At 41.8% G+C, this 22,275-nt stretch carries 14 protein-coding genes and 7 tRNA genes; 14 read left to right on the forward strand and 7 right to left on the reverse strand.

Translation table 11 applies throughout. The features are described 5' to 3' along the window. Positions 1-55: 55 nt before the first annotated feature. Positions 56-976, reverse strand: a complete 921-nt coding sequence (gene folE2, locus NH153_RS10385) for a GTP cyclohydrolase FolE2 (RefSeq protein WP_063703485.1) — start codon at positions 974-976, stop codon at positions 56-58. A gap of 174 nt (positions 977-1,150) precedes the next feature. Between folE2 and arcB the strand changes: the two genes are divergently transcribed. After that, positions 1,151-3,478, forward strand: a complete 2,328-nt coding sequence (arcB, locus tag NH153_RS10390) for an aerobic respiration two-component sensor histidine kinase ArcB (protein WP_063703487.1) — start codon at positions 1,151-1,153, stop codon at positions 3,476-3,478. A 6-nt stretch (positions 3,479-3,484) separates the two neighbouring features. On the opposite strand, the gene arcA is transcribed toward arcB, so the two are convergent. The 5 genes from arcA to trmB form a co-directional block, all read right to left on the reverse strand. Beyond that, a complete protein-coding gene (gene arcA / locus NH153_RS10395) occupies positions 3,485-4,201 on the reverse strand; it encodes a two-component system response regulator ArcA (RefSeq protein ID WP_054551295.1) in 717 nt (238 codons plus the stop codon). A gap of 105 nt (positions 4,202-4,306) precedes the next feature. Continuing rightward, positions 4,307-4,828 carry a YfiR family protein gene (locus NH153_RS10400; protein WP_063703489.1) on the reverse strand — a complete coding sequence of 174 codons (522 nt, stop codon included), beginning with the start codon at positions 4,826-4,828 and terminating at the stop codon, positions 4,307-4,309. After that, on the reverse strand, positions 4,828-6,450 hold the full coding sequence (locus tag NH153_RS10405) for an ATP-binding protein (RefSeq protein ID WP_063703491.1): 1,623 nt from the start codon (positions 6,448-6,450) through the stop codon (positions 4,828-4,830). Before NH153_RS10405 ends, NH153_RS10400 begins: the two co-directional genes overlap by 1 nt. 118 nt (positions 6,451-6,568) lie before the next feature. Then, positions 6,569-7,597 carry a methyltransferase gene (locus tag NH153_RS10410; RefSeq protein WP_063703493.1) on the reverse strand — a complete coding sequence of 343 codons (1,029 nt, stop codon included), beginning with the start codon at positions 7,595-7,597 and terminating at the stop codon, positions 6,569-6,571. A 17-nt stretch (positions 7,598-7,614) separates the two neighbouring features. Next, complete coding sequence (trmB, locus tag NH153_RS10415) at positions 7,615-8,340, reverse strand: tRNA (guanosine(46)-N7)-methyltransferase TrmB (RefSeq protein WP_063703496.1); 726 nt, start codon at positions 8,338-8,340, stop codon at positions 7,615-7,617. Between the two features lie 214 nt (positions 8,341-8,554). On the opposite strand from trmB, the gene mutY reads away from it, so the two are divergent. Then, positions 8,555-9,631 (forward strand): A/G-specific adenine glycosylase, encoded by a 1,077-nt coding sequence (gene mutY / locus NH153_RS10420; protein WP_420820057.1) that lies wholly within the window; start codon positions 8,555-8,557, stop codon positions 9,629-9,631. 15 nt (positions 9,632-9,646) lie between these two features. Further along, complete coding sequence (locus NH153_RS10425) at positions 9,647-9,919, forward strand: oxidative damage protection protein (RefSeq protein ID WP_063703501.1); 273 nt, start codon at positions 9,647-9,649, stop codon at positions 9,917-9,919. 40 nt (positions 9,920-9,959) lie between these two features. Here the strand turns inward: NH153_RS10425 and NH153_RS10430 are convergent, their stop codons facing one another. Next, complete coding sequence (locus NH153_RS10430) at positions 9,960-12,731, reverse strand: hybrid sensor histidine kinase/response regulator (protein ID WP_063703504.1); 2,772 nt, start codon at positions 12,729-12,731, stop codon at positions 9,960-9,962. Positions 12,732-13,125: 394 nt separating this feature from the next. On the opposite strand from NH153_RS10430, the gene NH153_RS10435 reads away from it, so the two are divergent. The 11 genes from NH153_RS10435 to NH153_RS10490 all read left to right on the forward strand — a co-directional run bounded on the left by NH153_RS10435 (position 13,126) and on the right by NH153_RS10490 (position 22,242). Then, a tRNA-Phe gene (locus NH153_RS10435) sits at positions 13,126-13,201 on the forward strand. A gap of 70 nt (positions 13,202-13,271) precedes the next feature. Continuing rightward, positions 13,272-13,347 (forward strand) — tRNA-Thr (locus NH153_RS10440). A gap of 105 nt (positions 13,348-13,452) precedes the next feature. Next, positions 13,453-13,528: transfer RNA gene (locus NH153_RS10445), tRNA-Phe, on the forward strand. A gap of 57 nt (positions 13,529-13,585) precedes the next feature. Further along, positions 13,586-13,661 (forward strand) — tRNA-Thr (locus NH153_RS10450). Between the two features lie 35 nt (positions 13,662-13,696). Further along, positions 13,697-13,772: transfer RNA gene (locus NH153_RS10455), tRNA-Phe, on the forward strand. A 51-nt stretch (positions 13,773-13,823) separates the two neighbouring features. Then, positions 13,824-13,899: transfer RNA gene (locus tag NH153_RS10460), tRNA-Thr, on the forward strand. Between the two features lie 34 nt (positions 13,900-13,933). After that, positions 13,934-14,009: transfer RNA gene (locus tag NH153_RS10465), tRNA-Phe, on the forward strand. 712 nt (positions 14,010-14,721) lie between these two features. Then, positions 14,722-16,128, forward strand: a complete 1,407-nt coding sequence (locus tag NH153_RS10470; protein ID WP_063703506.1) for an efflux transporter outer membrane subunit — start codon at positions 14,722-14,724, stop codon at positions 16,126-16,128. A gap of 2 nt (positions 16,129-16,130) precedes the next feature. Beyond that, a complete protein-coding gene (locus NH153_RS10475; RefSeq protein WP_063703509.1) occupies positions 16,131-17,429 on the forward strand; it encodes an efflux RND transporter periplasmic adaptor subunit in 1,299 nt (432 codons plus the stop codon). Next, positions 17,429-20,509 carry an efflux RND transporter permease subunit gene (locus NH153_RS10480; RefSeq protein ID WP_063703511.1) on the forward strand — a complete coding sequence of 1,027 codons (3,081 nt, stop codon included), beginning with the start codon at positions 17,429-17,431 and terminating at the stop codon, positions 20,507-20,509. The genes NH153_RS10475 and NH153_RS10480 overlap by 1 nt, the downstream gene beginning before the upstream one ends. A gap of 561 nt (positions 20,510-21,070) precedes the next feature. Then, positions 21,071-22,242, forward strand: a protein-coding gene (locus NH153_RS10490) for an IS3 family transposase (protein ID WP_105180735.1) whose coding sequence is annotated in 2 segments (ribosomal slippage) — positions 21,071-21,344 and positions 21,344-22,242 — 1,173 coding nt in all. Because the reading frame shifts where the segments join, the coding sequence is not laid out codon by codon here. Positions 22,243-22,275 lie beyond the last annotated feature (33 nt).

A 22,275-nucleotide genomic window follows, 5' to 3' on the forward strand; every position in this document is an offset into this window, starting at 1 on the left:
GACACTGAAAATAAATAGCAATTAGCGTGCCTAAGTGTGGAGTTACCCGAAATTTTTAAGCTGTGTATCCGCCTGCGATACCTTTAACAGCGATTGCCACGGCATCATGGGCATGAAGTGATTCGTAGTGGTTTATTTGCAGCCAGTAATCTGCGTAGTTTTGCTCTTCAAGTAAGCCTTTAATTTTACGCGCAGCATCTTCACAGAACATGAGGTTTTGACCATTTAAGCGGGCAAACTCTTGCTCATCTTCACGTTTAACAGCCGCTTGAACAGGCGTCTTTAGCTCAGCTTCTAAAGCATCAATTAAGCCAACCACATCAAAACTGTCAATTTGGCTGTCGAGTTTTACTTTCACGTTTGCAATTGAACGCTGTGAATGTGGTGTAGCAACAATCCCATCCGTTGTGCCTAGCCATTCTAGAACAGTTTGCTTATCAACATGTTGCTCTGCAAATTTTTCACTAAATGCATTTTGAATTAACTGACGAGCAAGGGCCGCTGAGCATGGGCAAGTTGATGAGTAGGTTACATCAACCATTAGCTCAAAGCTTAAAACGCCTTGATTGATTTTAGCTATAAGATGAATAGGGTAGTTTTTCCAGCCTACTTTGCCGCTTAATAACGATTTACGACGTAATGGCAGCTCAAATTTAAATTCAATTTGCGCTTGGTCACTTAAATCATCATGGCTACTAATAAAGGTATCAAGTGCTTGCGCAAGTGTTTGCGGATTCACTTGCTGCTCGGTTGATAAAGTATCCAGCGCTAAAAACAAACGCGACATATGAATGCCTTTCGCGTCTTCTTTATGTAAGTTCACAAAAGCGCGTGCTTTGGCAATCACATTTACAGGGGCAATATTGCGAGATTCAAAAATGAAAGGAAGTTCAATTTCGCCCATGCCAACCCAGTCTAATTTACCTGTTCGTAAGGCGGGAGCCGTATCAGCAATATCTGGCATTGTGGTTTGCATGGTAATACTCATTCTTTGCAATTATTAAAGCGCGGTATTTTACATGAAAAAATATAAAAAAGCGGCGTTGATGAAAAAATTCTATGTTTATCGCACAATATGAATATTTCTAAAGGAATAGTGATAAAATTAGCTATGCTGTTTTTTTTCGATTATGTGCCTAAGCTTTAATATATGATTGATTCTTCTTTGAGTCCGTGGGCTCGCACACTCTCAAGCTTTATTTCTAAATACGGTGAGTTTAAAACTGCCGCTGCCTGTTACGCCTTATTATTGGTCATGTCGCTGATCTTATCGTGCATGTTTTATTATGTAGCGGTTGGTACGGTGACTTTAGTTGATGTTTTGGCGGTGATGTTTTTTACCGCAGTAGTATCACCGATTTTAATTACTGTGCTGCTTAATTCGATTCGTCAGTTAGAAGCCTCTTACAGTTATTTAGATAGCGCAACCAAACAAGAAAAACTGCTTAACCAAACACTAAAAGACAATATCAGTCGCTTAAACGAAGAGATTGATGAGCGTAAAATGGCGTTTCATGCTAAGCATAGAGCGATTGAAGAACTCAGACGCGAAATCGCCGAGCGTAAGAAAACCCAACAAGAGCTTGCACAACAGGGCATGTTATTACGCTCTATTGTCGACTCGTCTCCCGATTTATTTTATTACCGCGATAACAACGGCGTGTTTGCTGGCTGTAATAAAATGTTTGAACAAGTGATCGGAAAAACCAGTGATGAGCTAATTGGCAAGAGTGTCGAAGACATCTACCCAAGCGATTATTTGCCAGAAGTGCTGCGCACCGATAAAAAAGTATCTCAAACCCATCAAGCCTTGACGCTCGACGTTGAATACCCCGTTGATGGTGAAAAGCGCTGGTTTGAAATGCGTAAGCTACCCTTCATTAATGAAAAAGGTGAGTACATTGGTTTGCTTGCCTTTGGCCGTGATATCACCAGTCGTAAAGAGGCGGCTCAAGCCCTTGAAGCAGCTTATAAAGACAAAGGTAAGTTCATTGCAACCTTGAGCCACGAATTAAGAACACCGCTTAACGGTATTGTGGGTCTAACTCGCATGCTACTTGATACAGAACTTGATAAACAACAACGAAGCTGGTGTAACACGGTATTTTCAAGCGCCGAAACCCTTGGCAATATTTTTAACGATATTATCGACTTGGATAAAATTGACCGTGAGCAGCTCGATATTGTTGCTGACTCAGTCAATGTGGCCGACTTCATTAATGATGTAGTGAACTTCGCTGGCTTAATTGCAGAACAAAAGGGACTAGAGTTCAATATTAAACGTAAGGGCACGCTAGATGTGTATGCGTCCCTTGATCCGACTCGTTTACGTCAGGTTGTTTGGAACCTGATTAACAATGCCGTTAAGTTCACTCAGCAAGGTCATGTAGAACTTGAGTGTCGTCGTGAGAATCGTCCTGATGGTCCATGGTTAGTGATGCGTGTTAGCGACACGGGCCAAGGTATTCCTCAAGAGCAGCTACATCGTATCTTTGACATGTACTACAAAGCGCCAGACATCAACGGCACCAATGCTATTGGCTCTGGTATCGGCCTTGCGGTAACAAAAGCGCTTGTTAGTGCTATGAAAGGTGAAATCCATGTTAGTAGTACGGAAGGTGAGGGCAGTGTTTTTGTTGTTGAAATACCGCTTAAGCTTTGTATTGCGCCAACAGAGCAAAATTATGCAGTGCGCAGCTTAAACATACTGTTAGTTGAAGATGTGCCGCTAAATGCCGAAATTGCTACTAACCTACTTGAGCAGCGTGGTCATGAAGTTATTTGGGCTGAAACCGGTGAAGATGCGCTGTCGTTTGTCTACACAGAAGATGACTTAGACCTCGTTCTGCTTGATATGCAGTTACCTGATATCAATGGTGATGAAGTGGCTCGTCAAATTCGTGACGATGAGCATTTTGATAACCTGCCAATTGTTGCTTTGACTGCCAACGTGCGTAGTGCCGAAGAAGAGCTTGCAGGTATTAATATTCAAGGTGCACTCGCTAAGCCCATCAACACCACTAAACTCGATAAAATGCTCGGCGAGCTATTCGATATTAAACAGCAGAAAAACTGTCAGCCAGATCCAATAAAAGCGGTAGCTGAAAAAGATTTATCGGGTATTCGTGTTGAGTTACTTGATATTGAAACTATCGAAGATTTTGTAGGCTCAATGGGGCTGGTGATCTTTAATCGTAGTTGTGAGTTATTTAGCAAGTTAAACCCTCAGTATCAAACTGAGCTTGCAGATGCCTTAGCGGCAGATGATAGAGAAGAGTACAAATCGGTGGCACACAAATTAAAAGGTGCAGCTGGCTCTGTAGGTTTAAACGATGTGCAATTACATGCTAAGAAGATGGAACACGGCGCGCTTGAAGAAAGTAGTGAAGAGTTACAGCAGTGGCTTGATGAATTAGCAGTGAAAATAAATGAAGGGCGTGACGCCCTCCAATTATTCTTACAGCAGTTAGAAGATTAATTCTAATTAGCTGTCGATTTTACCAATGAAGCGGTAGCCTTCACCATGGATGGTGCTGATCAGCTCAGATGTGCTGTTATCGCTTTCAAAGTGTTTTCTGATACGACGAATTGTTACGTCTACAGTACGGTCGTTAGCGCGAAGCTCACGGCCAGTCATGTGCTTGATTAATTGTTCACGGCTGAAAATACGGCCCGGTGAGTCAAGCATTAAGCGTAGCGCACGGTATTCACCTTTAGGTAAACGTTTAGCGTCGCCACTTGGAGATGTTAAACAACGGCTGTTTTCATCAAGTTCCCAACCGTTAAATGTAATAACACCATTTGTTTCGATATTCGCTTCTTCGCCACCAAGGGCTGTGCGCGAAATAAGGTTACGAGCACGAATAGTTAATTCGCGAGGGTTGAATGGTTTAGTGATGTAATCATCAGCACCAATTTCAAGACCTAAAATGCGATCAACGTCGTTGTCACGACCTGTTAAGAATATTAAACCAACGTTACGTTTTTGACGTAATTCACGTGCTAAGATTAGCCCGTTTTTACCTGGTAGATTGATGTCCATAACTACAAGGTTCACATCATCATTATTTGTAAGCTTGTCATGCATATCATCGCCATCAATGGCTTCAATAACTTTGTAACCTTCAGCTTCAAATAAACTAACGAGGTTTAGTCGAGTTACGTCTTCATCCTCTACGATCAGAATGACTGGCGTTTGCATTGTATATTAACCTTTTCGGAAATTTTATTTACAAAAATTCGGTATTATCAAGCAAAACCGAATACTAGAGATTATAGGATTAGATCCAATTGTTAACAAGTAAAATCAATTTGGATAAAACTTAGCCATAGCTAACAATCGAGATTGCACTTTAAAGTTATGCTGCAATACGTGCTGCTTATTGATATACAGTCGGATTTTATTTCCTTCTTGAACCAGTGAGGCTATACCGCCATTTTCTAAAAAGCTGATACTTTCACCTATTGTTAAAGTATCCAATGAAATTGTATCGGTCCAAAGTGGAAGTATATCATTTTCTAATGTTTCATCAATGTATGTGATATCACAAACTTGAGAAAGTTCAGAAATTTGCTGGGTTTTTTTCACTAATTTAACGTGAATAGGTTTTTTGTTAATTTGCAGTTCATTTCTATCTTTAAGGAAGGCGCCTGGACCTTTTTCTATATCATAAAAACAAAACGTAATAGCAGGTGGATCCAGTTGATCATTAAACTTTGTGAACTTCGCTATTTGATATAAAAACGCCGACTTAACTTGGTCTGGTGATTTGGCAAATGCAGGGCAAACGACAAGTAAGGCTAATAAGATACAACATACAAATCTCATTACGCTGCACCTTCTTGCAATGGCAGAGTAATAATAAAATGTGCGCCTTGTTGAGCCAGCTCATCAAATATGATGCTACCGCCAAGTGCTTGGGTCACTAAGTTATAAACGAGGTGCATGCCCAAACCACTGCCACCTTCACCCCGTTTGGTGGTCACGAATGGATCGAAAATTCGTTTGCGGATCGATTTGTCTACACCACTGCCGTTATCGAAGTAGTGAATGATTAAACTGCTTTCGTTGCGCTCAACATTGAAGGTGATTTCGTTATCTTGATCATCGCTAAATGCGTGGATCACAGAGTTACTTAACAGCTGCTGTAACACTTGTTGTAACGGTCCAGATTTGGTTTCAATACTGACATCATTGTTGCAGTTAATCGTGACCTTAGGATTACGGTATTGAATTTCTGAACGCATCGACATCACTACATCACTTAATAAGTTATGTAAGTTGATTTTGGTGGAGATCTCGACATCTTGATTAACGGCTACTTTCTTAAAGCTAGATACCAGCTCTGCGGCACGATTAAGGTTGCGATAGATTAGGTCGAGGTTTTCGATACCATCCGTTATAAAGCGTTTTAAGTGCGTCGATGTTAAGGTCTTCTGTTCAAATTGTGCGTGTATTTCTGCCAGCTTGTCACGTAACAGTGTTGAGCCTGTAATTCCAAGCCCAATAGGCGTGTTAACCTCATGAGCAACACCCGCAACCATTTGGCCTAATGATGCCATCTTTTCGTTCTCGACGATTTGGTTTTGGTATTGGTGCATTCGCTCAAGGGTATTAAGTAGCTCTTGGTTTGCTTCCCGTAAGGCGATAGTGCGCTGGTTTACTTTTTCTTCAAGGCTTTGGTTGAGCTGTTTAATTTCTTGTTTGTCTTTTTCGTGACGCTGAATTTGATTTTGAGTACGTGCAAGCATGATGTTTAAGCTGCTAGCAAGCTGGTTTATTTCATCGATATTGGTTTTTTGCGCGCGGGTTTCATAGTTATGGTTTTTCGACACGTCTTGCAGCAAGTTACTTAATTCATCAATAGGGTTTGCAATACGTTTTTGAATACGTCGAGCAACAAAGTACACCAACACTAAAACGAAAAGGGTAAGTAAAATATCGATGATAATTTTACGATTAATATATTGATTGAGTCTGTCTAAGCCACCGCGAACATACACATAACCAATGGTGTTGCCTTCGTAGACAATTGGGGTGATAAGCTCAATATCTTTATCTTTAAAGCGTGGCTCTAATAAATTATCAATACTGCTAACTTTGATAGGCACAGGCGGGGTTCTATTGGCATTAAAGCTACTAAAAAACACCGGCTCGTTTGATAACTCATCGATTGAATAGATGTGGATATTTTTAATTAGCGGCACAGATTCGAATGACTTTAAGCGCTCGGATTCGGTTTCGTTATCGTCAAACAACACGGTGATTTGGGCGTTGTAGGCGATTATTTTCGATAGGATAGAGATTTTATCGACAATCAGCGCTTTTTGCTCTTTTACATCGAGGTAAGTCGATATAGAAATAGACAAAGACAAGCATAACGCAGTGACTAGCATTACCGCGTTAGTCAACGCTTTACGAATACTTGTTTGTGTCGAGAATATTGACATGCGCTATAGTAGGCCAGAATTTTTGTTATTAGTAAGAGTTTAGTCTAGCAAAGACATTAAAAAGTAACTAAATATTTTAAAAAATATTTTTGCAACGAATAAGCTATTTACTCAGCTTTTACTTAGCTGAGTAAACGGCAAATTTAGTGTTTTTAAAGTCGGTGCTGTACTGACCAAATTGCGCTTCTAAAATGGGTGGGTATTTCAAGAAGCTATTTGCGACTATGGTTAACTTGCCTTGCTTGCTTAAATGCTGTTTTGCTGAGCTAAGAAATGCTTCGGCAATGGTGTAATCTGTGGCGATCCCTGTATGGAACGGTGGGTTACTGATAATTAAATCAAACTTACCACTAATATCTGCTAAACCATCACTTAATACCGCTTCGCCTTTAAGCTTATTGAGCGCAAGGGTTTGCTCAGTGGCGTAAGTTGCAAGTGCACTTACATCGCTACACACAAATTCAAGTTCAGGTGCTTTTAAACCTAAGTAAGTAGCAATAATGCCTGCACCACATGCAAAGTCGAGCACTTTACCCTGGCTAATCCTCGGCGCATTATTAAGTAGTACTGCAGTGCCCACATCAAGCGCACCATGGTTAAATACGCCTGGTACACTGATAGCAGTAAATTCAATATCACCGGCTTTCACTTGGAATTGTTTGTGGTAGCGGCTGATAGCAAAGTTATCGTTTAGCGTAAGCTCAGAGAATAAATACAGAATACAGTGCTTGGCACTATCGATTTTGTTACTAAAGCCACAGTGCTCTTTTAGTTGTTTCTCTGCTGATTTAACACCACTTTTATTTTCACCTACCACAAAAAGTTGCGCATCTTGATGACAAACAGCACGAATGTTATCAAGGCACATCAGTGCTTCTGGCTTTGCTTTTGGATAATAGTAGATTACTAAATCGTAGTTACCATGGGGGATAGTGTGATCAACCACAGCATGTACGCCAGCAATTTTGCTAGCATACATGGCATTTGCGTGGTTATAACTGAACGCAGTAATGTTTGCGTCAGGGTTTAGCGCTTTAAGTTCACGTAAAAAGCCATCTTGCTCAAAGTTAACCACTAAAATTGATTTTCCAACAAGTTCGTCTTCATTTCGAAGTAATAATAAACTTGGGTTGGTTAACTTACTCATGCTGCTTTTACCTTATCTTACTTTGTACGCTCAAACATTAAATCCCACACGCCGTGACCTAAACGGTGACCGCGTTGCTCAAATTTCGTCAATGGACGTGAATCTGGGCGAGGAACGTAATCGTTAGTTTCTGACTGGTTTTGGTAACCTTCAGCAACTTGCATTACTTCTAGCATATGCTCTGCGTAGTTTTCCCAGTCAGTCGCCATATGGAAAACACCGCCAATTTTTAATTTGCTACGTAATTTTTGTGCAAACTCAGGCTGCACAATACGACGCTTGTGGTGACGCTTTTTATGCCATGGATCAGGGAAGAATAATTGCAGTTTAGATAAGCTTTCATCAGCAATACAGTCAGCAAGTACTTCAATAGCATCGTGCTCGAACACACGTAGGTTAGTAATACCTGCTTCATCGGCGTCCATTAAACAAGCACCTACACCTGGGCGATGAACTTCAATACCAATAAAGTTAAGTTCAGGTGCGTTTTTAGCCATTTCGACTAGCGACTTACCCATACCAAAGCCGATTTCTAGTACGATATCGTTATCGTTACCAAACACTTGTGCTAGGTCGAGCAAGCCATTTTTGTGCTCAAGGCCCATTGTTGGCCAACACTTTTCGATGGCAGCTGCTTGGCCTTTTGTTAGGCGACCTTCGCGCTTAACGAAACTACGAATAGTGCGGATATATTTACCCTCTAGCTTTGCTTGCTCGAGGTTTGGGTTACTTGAGTCACTCATATAATTTGGCCTGATAAAAAACACTGACTATAGAAAAAGGTTGCGTATTATCCCTGACCAGCGCCTTGAGTACAATAGTAGGGTTTATCTTTCTAGCTTAATTGTGCGCCAGTGCGTTGGCTATTTGGGCATGGCAAAGCCCGTTCGACTTGCTTGGCCTAACTAACTGCAATAGACTTGGCCGCAATGAGCTTCAGTAAGTAAAGATGTTATTTTGAATTTAAGTAATAAGGAGTCAACCTGGTTTGCGAACCAAGTTGTTGACTGGTATCACCTTCACGGCCGTAAAACGCTGCCATGGCAGTTAAATAAAACCCCTTATAAGGTATGGATCTCTGAAGTCATGCTACAGCAGACTCAAGTCGTTACTGTTATTCCTTACTTCGAAAAGTTTATGCAAAGCTTTCCTGACATTATTGCGCTCGCCAATGCGGATGAAGATCAGGTATTGCATCACTGGACTGGCCTTGGCTACTACGCCCGGGCGCGTAACTTACATAAAACGGCAAAAATAGTCCGTGATAAATACCAAGGTGAGTTTCCAACCTCGCTTGAAGAGGTGATGGACTTGCCGGGTATTGGTCGTTCAACGGCAGGGGCTATCTTGTCTTTGTCACTTGGCCAACACCATCCAATTTTAGACGGTAATGTTAAACGCGTATTAGCACGTTTTTTTATGGTTGAAGGCTGGTATGGCGTGAAAAAGGTCGAAAATCAGCTTTGGTCATTATCATCGCAATTAACGCCTAAAGAGTCGGTCACTGAGTTTAATCAGGCAATGATGGATTTAGGTGCAAGCCTTTGTTCACGTAGTAAATTTGACTGTGAGCCTTGTCCATTAAATAGCAAATGCCTTGCTTATAACGAAGGTAAAGTGAAAGAGTTTCCGCATTCAAAGCCGAAAAAGGCAGTGCCGAAAAAGTCATGTCATCAGCTTATTCTGGCTTGCGATAATAAAGTACTTATGGAAAAGCGCCCAAGCTCAGGGATATGGGGTGGTTTATTTGGCTTTTTTGAGTTTAGCGAGTTAACTGAGCTCGAATCATTTTTAGCTCAGCATGGTTTATCAAACAATACGCAGGCACTGGAAGCCTTTACCCATGTGTTTTCGCATTTTGAGCTGACTATCAACCCCCATGTTTTAACCTTGCCGAGTATTCCAGATCTTATTAATGAACGGCAACTAGTTTGGTATCCGCTTGATGAGTCTATTGAGGTAGGTCTTGCAGCGCCAACGAAAAAGCTGGTTAAACAATTAAGCGCAATAGATTACAATAGCATCACGCAATAAGAGTAGAGAGCAATTATGGCACGCACAGTATTTTGTCAAAAGTTACAAAAAGAAGCTGAAGGCTTAGGCTTCCAACTATACCCAGGTGAGCTTGGTGAAAAGATTTTCAACAACATCAGTAAAGAAGCATGGGGCCAATGGCAACATAAGCAAACGATGTTGATCAACGAAAAGCATCTAAACATGATGGACCCAGAGCACCGAGCTTTTTTAGAAGAGCAAATGGTGGGTTTCTTATTTGAAGGTAAAGAGGTAGAAATCGAAGGCTACCGTCCACCAGAAAAATAAACCAAGATATTATATGTAAAAAGGGCCAATTGGCCCTTTTTTAATTTGTTGTTTCTTGTTCGGCTTTTTGAATTTGCTCTTTTAAGAACTGTGCCACTTTAGAGTATTCAATTTCGTAGCTGTCTCTTAGCGCAATTAATTCATCACTTGTAGGTGGTTGTTCTTTATCTTTACAACGCCCTTCAAACTCAGCAGCAAGCTCTGCTACTTTCATCGCCCCAATCGTTTTTGAAATAGATTTGAGCTGATGGCAGGCTGATTTAATGGCCTCTAAGTCTTGTTCAATAACACCGCTGTTAATTTCTTTGCTCAGTTGATTGCTTTGCTCTAAGTACATTTTGAAAAAGCGTAGTTTCTTAGCTTCATCATTGTTTACATAGTTAGCCAGCATGGTCATATCAATAGGGGCTGCGGGTCTTTTAACTTCGAGCTTGGTAGCCTCTGGATTTGTTTTGTAAGCACATTTATGTAACGTTGCTTCCAGCACATTTAGTTCTACAGGTTTGGTAATGTAATCGTTCATACCTATGTTTAAACAGCGTTCTTTTTCACCTTTAAGGGCGTTGGCTGTGATAGCAATCACATATGGTTGAGCATTAATATCTTCAAGTTGAGATGCTTCATGACGAATCTTTTCAACCATATCGTAGCCTGACATTTTCGGCATGTGTAAGTCAGTTAGAATAATTGAGTGCCTGCCTTCTCGCCATGCTTCGAGACCTTTTTCACCATTTTCAGCCATTTCGACGCCATAACCCAACAGATGAAGCTGATCGGTCAACACTTGCTGGTTTAATACGTTATCTTCGACAAGCAATACAAGTTTGTTTTCTTCGCGGGCTTTATCAACACTCAGGTAGTCGTTAAACGACTTAGCAGAAGCAATTTGTTTTGGTTTATGTAAACCTGCTGCCACAAGTAACGACATCATAAAGTTAGATTTACATAGCGGTGCAGCGTTTAAGTAAAAGATATTTTTATGATTAACAGCTGCTTCATCGAGTTTGCTTAACACAATAACTTGCTGTTTATTATCTTCCAGGGTGTATAGTAGGCGGCGTAAGATATAGTTAATATCTTCCATGGTTTCAATACCATCGAGGATCCAAATAATATCTTTTTTATCTTGCTCAGCTTCGATTTTATCACTGCTGTCTGCAATGACAGGCGTAGCCCCCATAAATGATAAATAGCGGGTAAGTAGTTTTTTACGACCATCATGGTTGGTTACAACGACAACGCGTTGGTCTTTCATTACTTGTTTGTGTGCGTACTCAACTTTGCCTTGAGTACTAAATGGAAGTTCAACAACAAACTCACTGCCGATACCTAAATCACTGGTAACAGAAATCGTTCCTAGCATTAGCTCTGTTAAGCTCTTACAAATCGATAAGCCTAAACCCGTCCCACCGTATTCGCGGGTAATTGAGCCCTCAGCTTGAATAAACGGGTTAAAGATTTCGCGAAGCTGCGCTTGGGTCATACCTTTACCGTTATCTAATACGCTAAAACGAAGGGTATAGTGATCAGTGGTGTTTTGGGCTACCTCTACCGAGATTTTCACATGGCCTTTGTGTTTTTCGTCGGTACTGGTGAACTTAATTGCATTACTACATAGGTTATAAAGTACTTGGCGAACACGCACCGTATCACCAATCAAATTGGTCGGAATATCCGGGGCAATAGCCAACTCTAGTTCAAGGTCACGCTTTTTGGCCACTGATGACAAAACACGTGCGACTTCTTCAATGGTGTCTGATACTGAAAAAGGAATGTTATCAATATTCAATTTACCCGCTTCGATTTTCGAGAAATCAAGAATGTCATCTAATATCCCTAATAACGAAAATGCAGAGTCGCGAATAATTGTACTTAATCTATGTTGCGCCCCATCAAGCTCTGTTTGGCGAAGTAAATCAATTGTGCCAATAACACCATTCATTGGGGTACGAATTTCATGGCTCATGGTTGCCAAGAAAGTCGTTTTGGTTTCGTTTGCTTGTTCTGCTTTTAAAGTTGCTTGCTCAAGTGCCAACGTTCTATTTTGTACTTCGGTCTCTAAGCCACTTTGTAATGCTTGCAAATCGGCTTGTGCCGCTTTGTTTTCTGTTATGGCTGATTGCACTTTATTTAGCAGCAAGTTGATATTTTTTGCTACTGAGTCCAAACCAAAATCTAGGCCTTCGGTCACTTGAGCTTGGTAGTCAGCATTGTCAGTGATAGCCATCAGTTCTGTGCTTAATGACTCACTGCTTTTCGTAAAACGTTTATTAATAAAAATACTTAACGCAAAAGACAAAATAGCCAGTGCGACTAAAGTCAATGCGGCTAAACCATATGCAAGACCTGCCGACTGCGCAATGGGCTCTACAATCGGGTGTTGTTTAATGATTAGTTCACCAACAGGTTGATCATTAAACTCTAACACCGTATGAATAAGGGTGTTTTGCTCTAGTTTTTGATTAACTTTACTGGCTTCAATTAGCTCTTTATTACTGGCGTATACAAGTGATACATCGCCGTTAAATTCATAGCGATATAAATAGTAATCAAAGCCATCATTAAGTAGCTGACTTAAATCGAGCACTTCTTTTACTTTGTCTTGGCCAGGCATAGTTAACGCACTAATTAGAGGTGCGGAAAGCTGATTCGATAATTGCTGTGTTGTGATGGTTGGTTTGCTAACCTGTTGAGACGATTCACTCGTTGGATAAAAAGAATAAGCAACAACCGCAAGTAGGGTGATGACAAGATTCGTGATTATAAAAAGCGGTAATAGGCCTTTTACAGGTGAATTCGATTTACTTGGCATGGCTTTAGTCCAACAAATTATACAGCAACAGTAAGCATATTCTTGATTATTAGACAATCCTACCATCTATGAAGAAAAATTCACCACGTTTTTAACATAGGTAACTCTTTTATGATGAGGGTCAACCAAAAAGTACAAAATTTGTAGATTAAATAAGCTAAAAACTATTAAAAACAGCAATCTTGATTGAAAACTGTGCAAACAGTTAGAATCCTCAAAAAAAAGTTGACTTGAGAGGGCAAAACCCGTTTAATACGCCGCACGCCCAGACAGCGACAACCAAATTTGTTGCTCATAAGTGCGTTTAAAATTTGCCCAGATAGCTCCAGTCGATAGAGCCATTGGGAATTGCATTGAAAATCCTTGTGGATATTCTGCATAAAAATTTAATATTGCCCAGATAGCTCAGTCGGTAGAGCAGAGGATTGAAAATCCTCGTGTCGGTGGTTCGATTCCGCCTCTGGGCACCATTATTTAATATATTGGTGTTTAATTTATGCTTTAAACATCAGTATCGTGCCAAGCACACAGATTTAGTGTGCCGACTTAGCTCAGTTGGTAGAGCAACTGACTTGTAATCAGTAGGTCATCCGTTCAACTCGGATAGTCGGCACCATTTATTTTTAAACGAAAGTTTAAAATGCCCAGATAGCTCAGGCGGTAGAGCCATCGGGAATTGCATTGAAAATCCTTATGGATATTCTGCATAAAACTAAATATTGCCCAGATAGCTCAGTCGGTAGAGCAGAGGATTGAAAATCCTCGTGTCGGTGGTTCGATTCCGCCTCTGGGCACCATTATTTGATAATCTCTTTTAAAGTGATTATAGTGCACAACGCACACGATTTTAGTGTGCCGACTTAGCTCAGTTGGTAGAGCAACTGACTTGTAATCAGTAGGTCATCCGTTCAACTCGGATAGTCGGCACCATTTATTTAAACATCAAGCTTCTAGCTTTTTGTTATGCCCAGATAGCTCAGTCGGTAGAGCAGAGGATTGAAAATCCTCGTGTCGGTGGTTCGATTCCGCCTCTGGGCACCATTATTTATAATCACAATGTGATTAAGTGCTAAACGCACACAGGTTTAGTGTGCCGACTTAGCTCAGTTGGTAGAGCAACTGACTTGTAATCAGTAGGTCATCCGTTCAACTCGGATAGTCGGCACCATTTATTTAATAGTTAGCATTTAGCTAATTGTTATGCCCAGATAGCTCAGTCGGTAGAGCAGAGGATTGAAAATCCTCGTGTCGGTGGTTCGATTCCGCCTCTGGGCACCATTAATTCAAAGCCTCGCAATCGCGAGGCTTTTTTGTTTCTGTCCCCTCTAAATCACGATTTTACTTCCCGTAGGCGTGAAATTCAAAGAGCTATCAGCTTTCAGCCGTCAGCTATCAGATTGAAAAGTTAGCGAGTTAGAAAGGGGAAAGAGTAAAGGGTAAAGGTACGAGTTTCGAGGCCCGAGATACGAGTTGTAGGAGGCGTTTTAACGCCGAAAAAATGGAGTTATTAGATATCAGTGGTTAGAAGTTAGATTAAAACAAAAAAACTAGAAGCTTTTAGCTGTAAGTTTTAAGACGATCGTGCGGGGCTTTTAGTTGTAGGAGGCGCTTAAACGCCGAACAAAAAATTCGATTTGTTAGGGTGACCCCTTAACGAATCCAAAACCAACACCAACACTATGCTGTTAGCACCTAGCACCTAGCACCTAGCACCTAGCACCTAGCACCTAGCACCTAGCACCTAGCACCTAGCACCTAGCTAAATTCCTACGCGATATAAAATCGCTGCTACAATTTTGAAAACTCGCAACTCGCAACTCGCAACTCGCAACTCGCAACTCGCAACTCGCAACTTGTAACTTATCTCCATTTTCCTACCATTCATCGTCCCCAAATGTCAGGCAGTGTAATGTTATGTAAAGTCAGTTGAGCAAAACTTAACGTGGTGCTTGAATTACACTCATAAATAGATGTTTTTCAGGTTTTTAGAATGAATTGGCAATATAAGCCGAGTTTATTGGCTTTAAGTGTAATTTTGCTAAGTGCATGTGCGAGCCAGCCGACTCACAATGAACGAGTTGCTGAACTTGAGACAGTACCGGGTGCATGGCAGCAACTCCCTTCGGGCGACAAAGCGCTTGCTGTTGAAGATAACTGGTTGCAGCAATTACACGATCCTCAAGTTTTTACTTTAGTTGAGCAAGCATTAGCCCATAACCAAGCGATTTTACAAGCGGGTTACGATGTCGCGATTAAAGAGCAGCAGCTTATTGCTGCTGGGGCAGATTTATGGCCAAGCCTTGATTTATCAACACGTGCGAGTCGTAGTAAAGATAACCGCCCCGTTAGTTATAACAACGCCAGCTCAGCGTCATTAGAATTAAGCTACGAAGTTGATTTATGGGGTAAATTATCAGCTTCAGAACGACAAGCTAATCTTGAATACCTAGCTGAAAAAGCCACCTTTGCACAAAGCAAACAACAATTAGTCGCTGATGTGGTAGCAGGTTGGTTTGATGTTATTACGAACCACAAATTACTTGAGCTATATAAGCAGCGTGAGCAAAACGCTGAGAAAAATTTAGATATCATTGAGTCAGGTTATCGCCAAGGCTTAAATGAAGCGCTTGATGTTTACCTTGCTCGTAATGAGCTAAACACTGAGCGCTCGAACATTGCGGCGCAGCAAGCAACGTTAACTAAGTCGATTCGCGATTTAGAGCGTTTAACAGGCCAATACCCAACTGGCGCGTTAAGCGTTAGCGCAGATTTACCACTACTCGATAGTGCCATTCCGCTTGGTTTACCTTCAGAGCTTATTACTCGCAAACCTGAGTTAATGGCAAGCTGGTATCAATTACTTAGCACCGATGCTGGTCTTGCTTATGCGCATAAACAGCGTTTTCCGAGCTTGAATCTTTCTGCATCAATGAGTGATAGCACAGATAGAGTGAGCGACTTATTTTCGCCTTCAAGCTTAGCGTGGTCGTTGATTGGTAGTATTTCGATGCCGCTTTTTGAAGGTGGCCGCTTAAAAGCTAATGAAGAACAAGCAAGGCTAAACGTTAAGCGCCAAGAGCAGGCTTATCTTGCCACACTTTATGATGCCTTTAACGATGTTGAAACAGCCATCAGCCAAGAGCAAGCGCTTAAAGTACGCTACGAAAAAACCTTAGAAGCGCAAGAAAATGCCATTACCGCAGAGGCATTAGCGTTTGAACAATATCAAAGTGGTTTGGTTACCTACACCACGGTACTCGATGCACAAGACCGTTCGTTTAATGCGCAAAGCTCGGTAATCGAGATTAAAAACCAATTAATTATCAACAGAATCAACTTACATATTGCCCTTGGTGGTGATTTTAGTGAAGCAAACAGCGAAGTAGCAGAGCAATAATCATGAATAGCAAGACACGTAAAATTTTAATTCCATTGGTAGTGATCGTTGTGACGGTACTGCTTATCATGTTTATAAAAGGCAATCCGCCTCAAGCAAACCGCTTTTCTTCACCGCCAAAAGCAAAAGTGAATGTGGCTGTTAAAACCCTAACACCAGAAACCTACCAGGTGATGATTGATAGCTTTGGCACCGTAAAGCCGCGTACGCAAAGTATGCTAGTTGCGCAAGCTTCAGGGCAAATTATCGAAATTAGTGAGCAATTTCGTGAAGGTGGCTTTTTTGAAAAAGGCGATGTGTTGTTGCAACTAGATGATAGAGATCACCGCGCTGAAGTAAAATCAGCACAAGCGGCTTTATTAACCGCTGAGCAAAGCCTACTCGAAGAGCAAGCTCGTGGTCGCCAAGCAGTTACCGATTGGGAGCGCTTAGGCAAGGGCGAACAAGCAAGTAGCCTGGTATTGCGTAAGCCACAACTTGCAGCAGCCGAAGCAAGTGTATTGTCTGCCCAAGCGACGCTTGAAAAAGCGAAACTTGATTTAGAGCGTACAAAAATCACGGCACCATACGCGGGGCGAGTTTTAAGTCGCAGCGTAGACTTAGGGCAAGTGGTGAGTAATAACATGGAACTTGCCAGCATTTATGCCATTGATCGCGTTGAAATACGCTTACCAATCAAAAATAAAGATCTGCCGTTCATTAACTTACCAGAACAATTTCGTGATGGTGCTAAAAATAGCGCTGGTTCACTCGTTAAATTTAGCTCAGATCTCGTTGGTAAACAGCAATGGCAAGGTCAAGTTATTCGCACCGAAGGCGCCATTGATGAAAGCGCTCAGCAGCTTTACGTGGTTGCACAAATTAATGACCCTTACAAAGCCACTTCTGCGAATCAATACCCAATTAAAATTGGTCAGTACATCAAAGCGCAAATTACTGGCAAGGCGGTTGAAAATGCCATTGTGATCCCAAACAGCGCAATTTACCAAGGCACTTATGTGTATGTTGAAGAGCAAGGTGTGTTGCGCCGTAAAAATATCTCACTAGCTTGGCAAAACGCTAATCATGCCATGGTAGCCGAAGGCTTATCAGCAGGGGATCACTTAGTGATTACACCGCTTGGACAAGTTAGCTCAGGTACCCAAGTGACGGTAATGGGAAGCGAAGCGTATCAAGCTACACGTGGTAAAGCACAGCGTCCAAGCCGTGAAGAGCTTGAAAAGCAAGCAAAAGAGCAAGGTATTACAGTTGAAAAACTAATTGAACAACGCCGCGCTGCTCGTGAGCAAGGAGCGCAATAATGATAGCTTGGTTTACAAAGAATCATGTTGCAGCAAACTTATTGCTGATCAGCATTTTATTAGCGGGGCTATTTAGCGTATCGACGCAAATACCACTCGAAGTGTTCCCGTCATTTGAAGCAGATCGCATTAGTGTAAGTGTTACCCTACGTGGCTCAACACCTGAAGATGTTGAAAAAGGTGTCGCTATCCGTATTGAAGAAGCGGTGCAAGATCTCGAAGGGATCAAGCGTATCACTAGCCGCTCATCAGAAGGTTCTGCCTCTGTATCAATTGAAGTCGATACCGGCTATGACCCACGGGAGCTATTAGCCGATATTAAAAGCCGGGTTGATGCCATCAATACTTTTCCGGTTGACGCCGAAAAACCAGTTGTGGCACTCGCGCAGCGCACTCGTGAGGTAATAGCGGTTACTGTGTCGAGTGAATACGGCGAAAAAGAAACCTTAGAATATGCCGAACATGTACGGGATGACTTATTACGCTTACCAGAAATCACTCAGGTAGAGCTAAGTGGGGTGCGAGATTACGAAATTGCCATTGAAGTAAGCCAAGATACATTGCGCCAATACGATTTACGCTTATCGGACATTTCTTCAGCAATTAGTAATTCAAGTACCGATGTTTCAGCAGGTAACTTAAAAACGGAAGGGGGTGATGTACTCATTCGCTCAAAAGGCCAAGCCTATCGTAAAGATGAGTTTGCCCAAGTTGTGGTTAAATACCAAGCTGATGGTACCATTATTCGCCTAGGCGACATTGCCCGTATTACCGATGATTTCGAAGAAACCCCAGTTCGTACTCGCTTCAATGGTAAGCAAGCGGCGTTTATTGATGTGTACCGTATTGGTCCGCAAAGTGCGATTGAAGTTGCTGATGCAGTAAAAAATTACATTACCGAGCATCAAAGCCAGCTGCCTGAAGGGTTTGAGTTAAGCTTTTGGGATGACGACTCTGAAATCGTGAAAAGCCGTATTGCGACGCTAACAACCAATGCTATTCAAGGTGGTATTTTAGTTCTTGCATTACTTACCTTGTTCTTGCGTCCTGCCATTGCGTTTTGGGTGTTTATTGGTATCCCTGTGTCATTCATGGGCGCGTTTTTAGCGATGCCAATTTTTGGTATTACGCTTAATGTAATGAGTTTATTCGGCTTTATTTTGGTACTCGGTATTGTTGTTGATGATGCCATTGTGACCGGTGAAAACGTCTACACCCACCTAAAAACAGCCGAAAATGGTGAACAAGCTGCTATTCGTGGTACGCAAGAAGTTGCGACACCCGTTACCTTTGGTGTACTAACAACGGTTGCCGCATTTTTACCATTAGCTTTTATCGAAGGTAACCGTGGTGCCTTATTTGCGCAAATTCCTGTTGTTGTTATTCCGGTATTACTGTTCTCTTTAATTGAGTCTAAATTTGTTCTGCCGGCTCACTTAAAGTACTTAAAACTACGTAGTGAAAAAGCAAATCCGTCAAAACTGCAGCAGTTTCAGCAGCGTTTTGCCGATGGCTTTGAACACGCCATAATGAAGTACTATCAGCCGCTACTAAATGTTGCGCTAAAGAATAAATTAGCAACGGTCAGCTTGTTCGTCGGTATTTTCTTTATCATTTTGACCCTGATCACCAGTGGCTGGACAAAGTTTATATTCTTCCCGCGTATTCCAAGTGAAACTGTTCGCGCAGAGCTAACATTCCCTGCTGGAACACCGTTTGAAGTGACCAACAAGTACATCATCGATATGTCAGATAAGGCCAAAGAGCTACAAGAGAAGTATCGTGATGAAGATGGCCAAAGCGTGATTTTAAATATTTTGGCAACCACGGGTGGCCGAGGTGGTTCGTCAAATACAGGTAGTGTGCGCTTTGAAATCACACCAGCCGAAAAACGTGAATCAGATATTGGCTCTCGAGAGCTCGCCAGTGAATGGCGTGACCTTATCGGTATTATACCGGGCGCAGAGAGTGTGACTTTCCGTGCTGAATTTGGTCGCAGTTCAGACCCTATTGATGTACAGCTAAGCGGCAGCTCAATCGACACCCTTGAAGCTGTGGCAGAAAAGGTAAAAGAGCGTTTAGCAACTTACCCAACTGTGTACGAAATTGCTGATAGCATGTCAGATGGTAAAGACGAGCTGCAAATTGAGCTAACAGAGCAAGGTTTGGCACTTGGTTTAAACCGTGTTGATGTATCGCAGCAAGTGCGTAATTCGTTCTTTGGTGCGCAAGTTCAACGTATTCAACGTGGTCGTGATGATGTGCGTGTAATGGTGCGTTTGCCAATTGAAGAGCGTCGTTCAGTTGCTGATTTAACTGATATTTTAATTAAAACCCCAACGGGGGGCACCGTGCCATTGTCGCATGTGGCGACCTTAGTACCGGGGCAAAGTCCATCGTCTATTTATCGTATTGATCGCTATCGCACATTGAACGTAACAGCCGATGTTGAAAAATCAAATACCAATATGACGGTACTGCAAGCAGACTTAAAAACTTACTTAGATGAGCTAATGGTGCAATACCCAGGCGTTGATTACTCGCTCGAAGGTGAAGCCAAAGAGCAGCGTGAATCATTTGGTTCACTCGCTTGGGGTCTGGTGTTTGTATTCTTTATTATTTATGCGTTATTAGCGATACCGTTTAAATCATATATGCAGCCATTAATTGTGATGAGTGTTATTCCGTTTGGCATGATAGGTGCGGTAATGGGTCACTGGGTAATGGGCATGGAGTTAACCATTATGAGCCTACTTGGCATGCTAGCCTTAATAGGTGTTGTAGTGAATGACTCATTGGTATTGGTCGATTTTATCAATAAGAAGCGTGAAGAGGGCGGCGATTTACTTGAAACCGTTAAGCTTGCCGGTGCGGCACGTTTTCGCCCAGTAATGCTAACCAGTTTAACCACCTTTATTGGTTTAATGCCGCTGTTATTTGAAAAAGCAACGCAAGCACAATTCCTTATTCCAATGGCCGTAAGCCTTGGCTTTGGGATTATCTTCGCAACGCTTATCACCTTACTATTAGTGCCTGTTAATTACCTATTAATGGAGCGCTTTCAGGGATTGTTTAAGTAGGGGGCGATAGGTTGAAAATATGTGTGTTGGGTAGAGTGAAATGAAACCCAACGCATAGGAGCTATCAGCTTTCAGCTATCAGAACAAAAAAGTTAGCGAGTTAGAAAGGGGAAAGAGTAAAGTTAGATTGTGCCAGCACATTGCTATGGCTAAACCCGATGCTGTAGGCGTGAAATTTATTTCGCGCGATATTTCTTAAATAACGGGGGAGTCGTAGGTCGGGCTTTAGCCCGTCAATGTTAGCGATTATGTGGCCATAAATGACGACCTACAGTGCTTGACTCATTAGCTCGTAGGTTAGTTAGAGCAGAGCGAAACCCAACGTTTGAAGCCGTCAGCTATCAGATAAAACAAATAAGTTAGCGAGTTAGCGAGGGGAAAGAGTAAAGTTAGATTGTGCCCGCACATTGCTATGGCTAAACCCGGTACTGTAGGCGTGAAATTTATTTCGCGCGAATAAGAGTAATAAGCTCTTGTATAAAAGAAAAACTACATGGAAGATTTTCGATAGCTGATTGATCTGACTCCATAAAAGTAGACACCTTTTTGGAGCCAGTAACCATGAAAGTAAAACCATATCGCAAACATTCGCTCGAATTTAAAATAAAAGTCGTTCAAGAGTCGTTAGACACCACAGATACAGTTAAGATGGTCGCGAATAAATACGGAATTCATCCTGACATGCTATCAAGTTGGAGAAGTCATATGACCTCGAAGAAGAAAACAGCAAAGCCATTAAAGAACCAAGGCCCAGACAAGTCATACACAGATTTAGAACGCCAAATTCGCAAGCTTGAGAAGCAACTCGAAGATGCTCAGTTGGAGAATGACGTTTTAAAAAAGGCGAAGGTCTACTTCGACAGCCTAAAAGAATAAGGTTCGAATATATCCACAAGGTCACAGATGCCAAACGCACAGTGAAGAAGTTGTGCAGTTGGTTATCTGTGTCGCCAGCTGGGTATTATAAATGGTTAAAGCAATTACCTAGCACACGCCATAAAGAGAACAGTTCGTTACTTAAGTTTCTAAAGCATATTAGCGACCAGGAGCACTGTATCCCTGGCTATAGAAAACTATGGGAGGCAGCGGTAGCACATGGTTTTGATTGCAGTAAAGGGCGTGTGCAGAGACTATTACAAAGCGTTGGCTATCGTTCAAAATCAGGTAAGAGACGCTATACAAGCCGCGCGAAGAAAGAAGGTACAATCAAAGCGAGTAACTTACTACGACGTCAGTTTAATGTGAAGACAGCAAATACTGTGTGGGTATCAGACATCACACAAGTACGCTGTAAAGATGGTTGGCAGTATTTATGCGTCATCCTTGATTTGTATTCTCGTAAGGTTGTTGGCTGGGTAACAAGCCGGATAAACAACGCCGAGTTAGTTATTAAAACACTGAAAAAGGCATGGTCAGCACGCAAACCTGATGGTTCGAACTTGCTCTTTCATTCAGATCAAGGAGCTCAGTATGTCGCAAAGGAAACAGTGAAGTGGTTAACTAATAGAGGTGTCACAGTGAGTATGTCTAGAAAAGGGAACTGCTGGGATAACGCATGCTCAGAAAGCTTCTTCGCGCAGTATAAAAAGGAGTGGATAAAGAACTTAAATGAACTGAGTCGTAGTGAAATGACAACACAAACGTATTTTTATATTGAAAAATACTACAACTCAGTAAGAAGGCATGGCACCCTAGGGTATAAAAGTCCCATGCAGTACGAACAATTTAATTAAACCCCGTGTCTACTTTATCGGGGTCAGATCAGA

It is taken from the genome of Pseudoalteromonas gelatinilytica (genome assembly GCF_001641615.1).
Taxonomy (GTDB): Bacteria; Pseudomonadota; Gammaproteobacteria; order Enterobacterales; family Alteromonadaceae; genus Pseudoalteromonas; species Pseudoalteromonas gelatinilytica.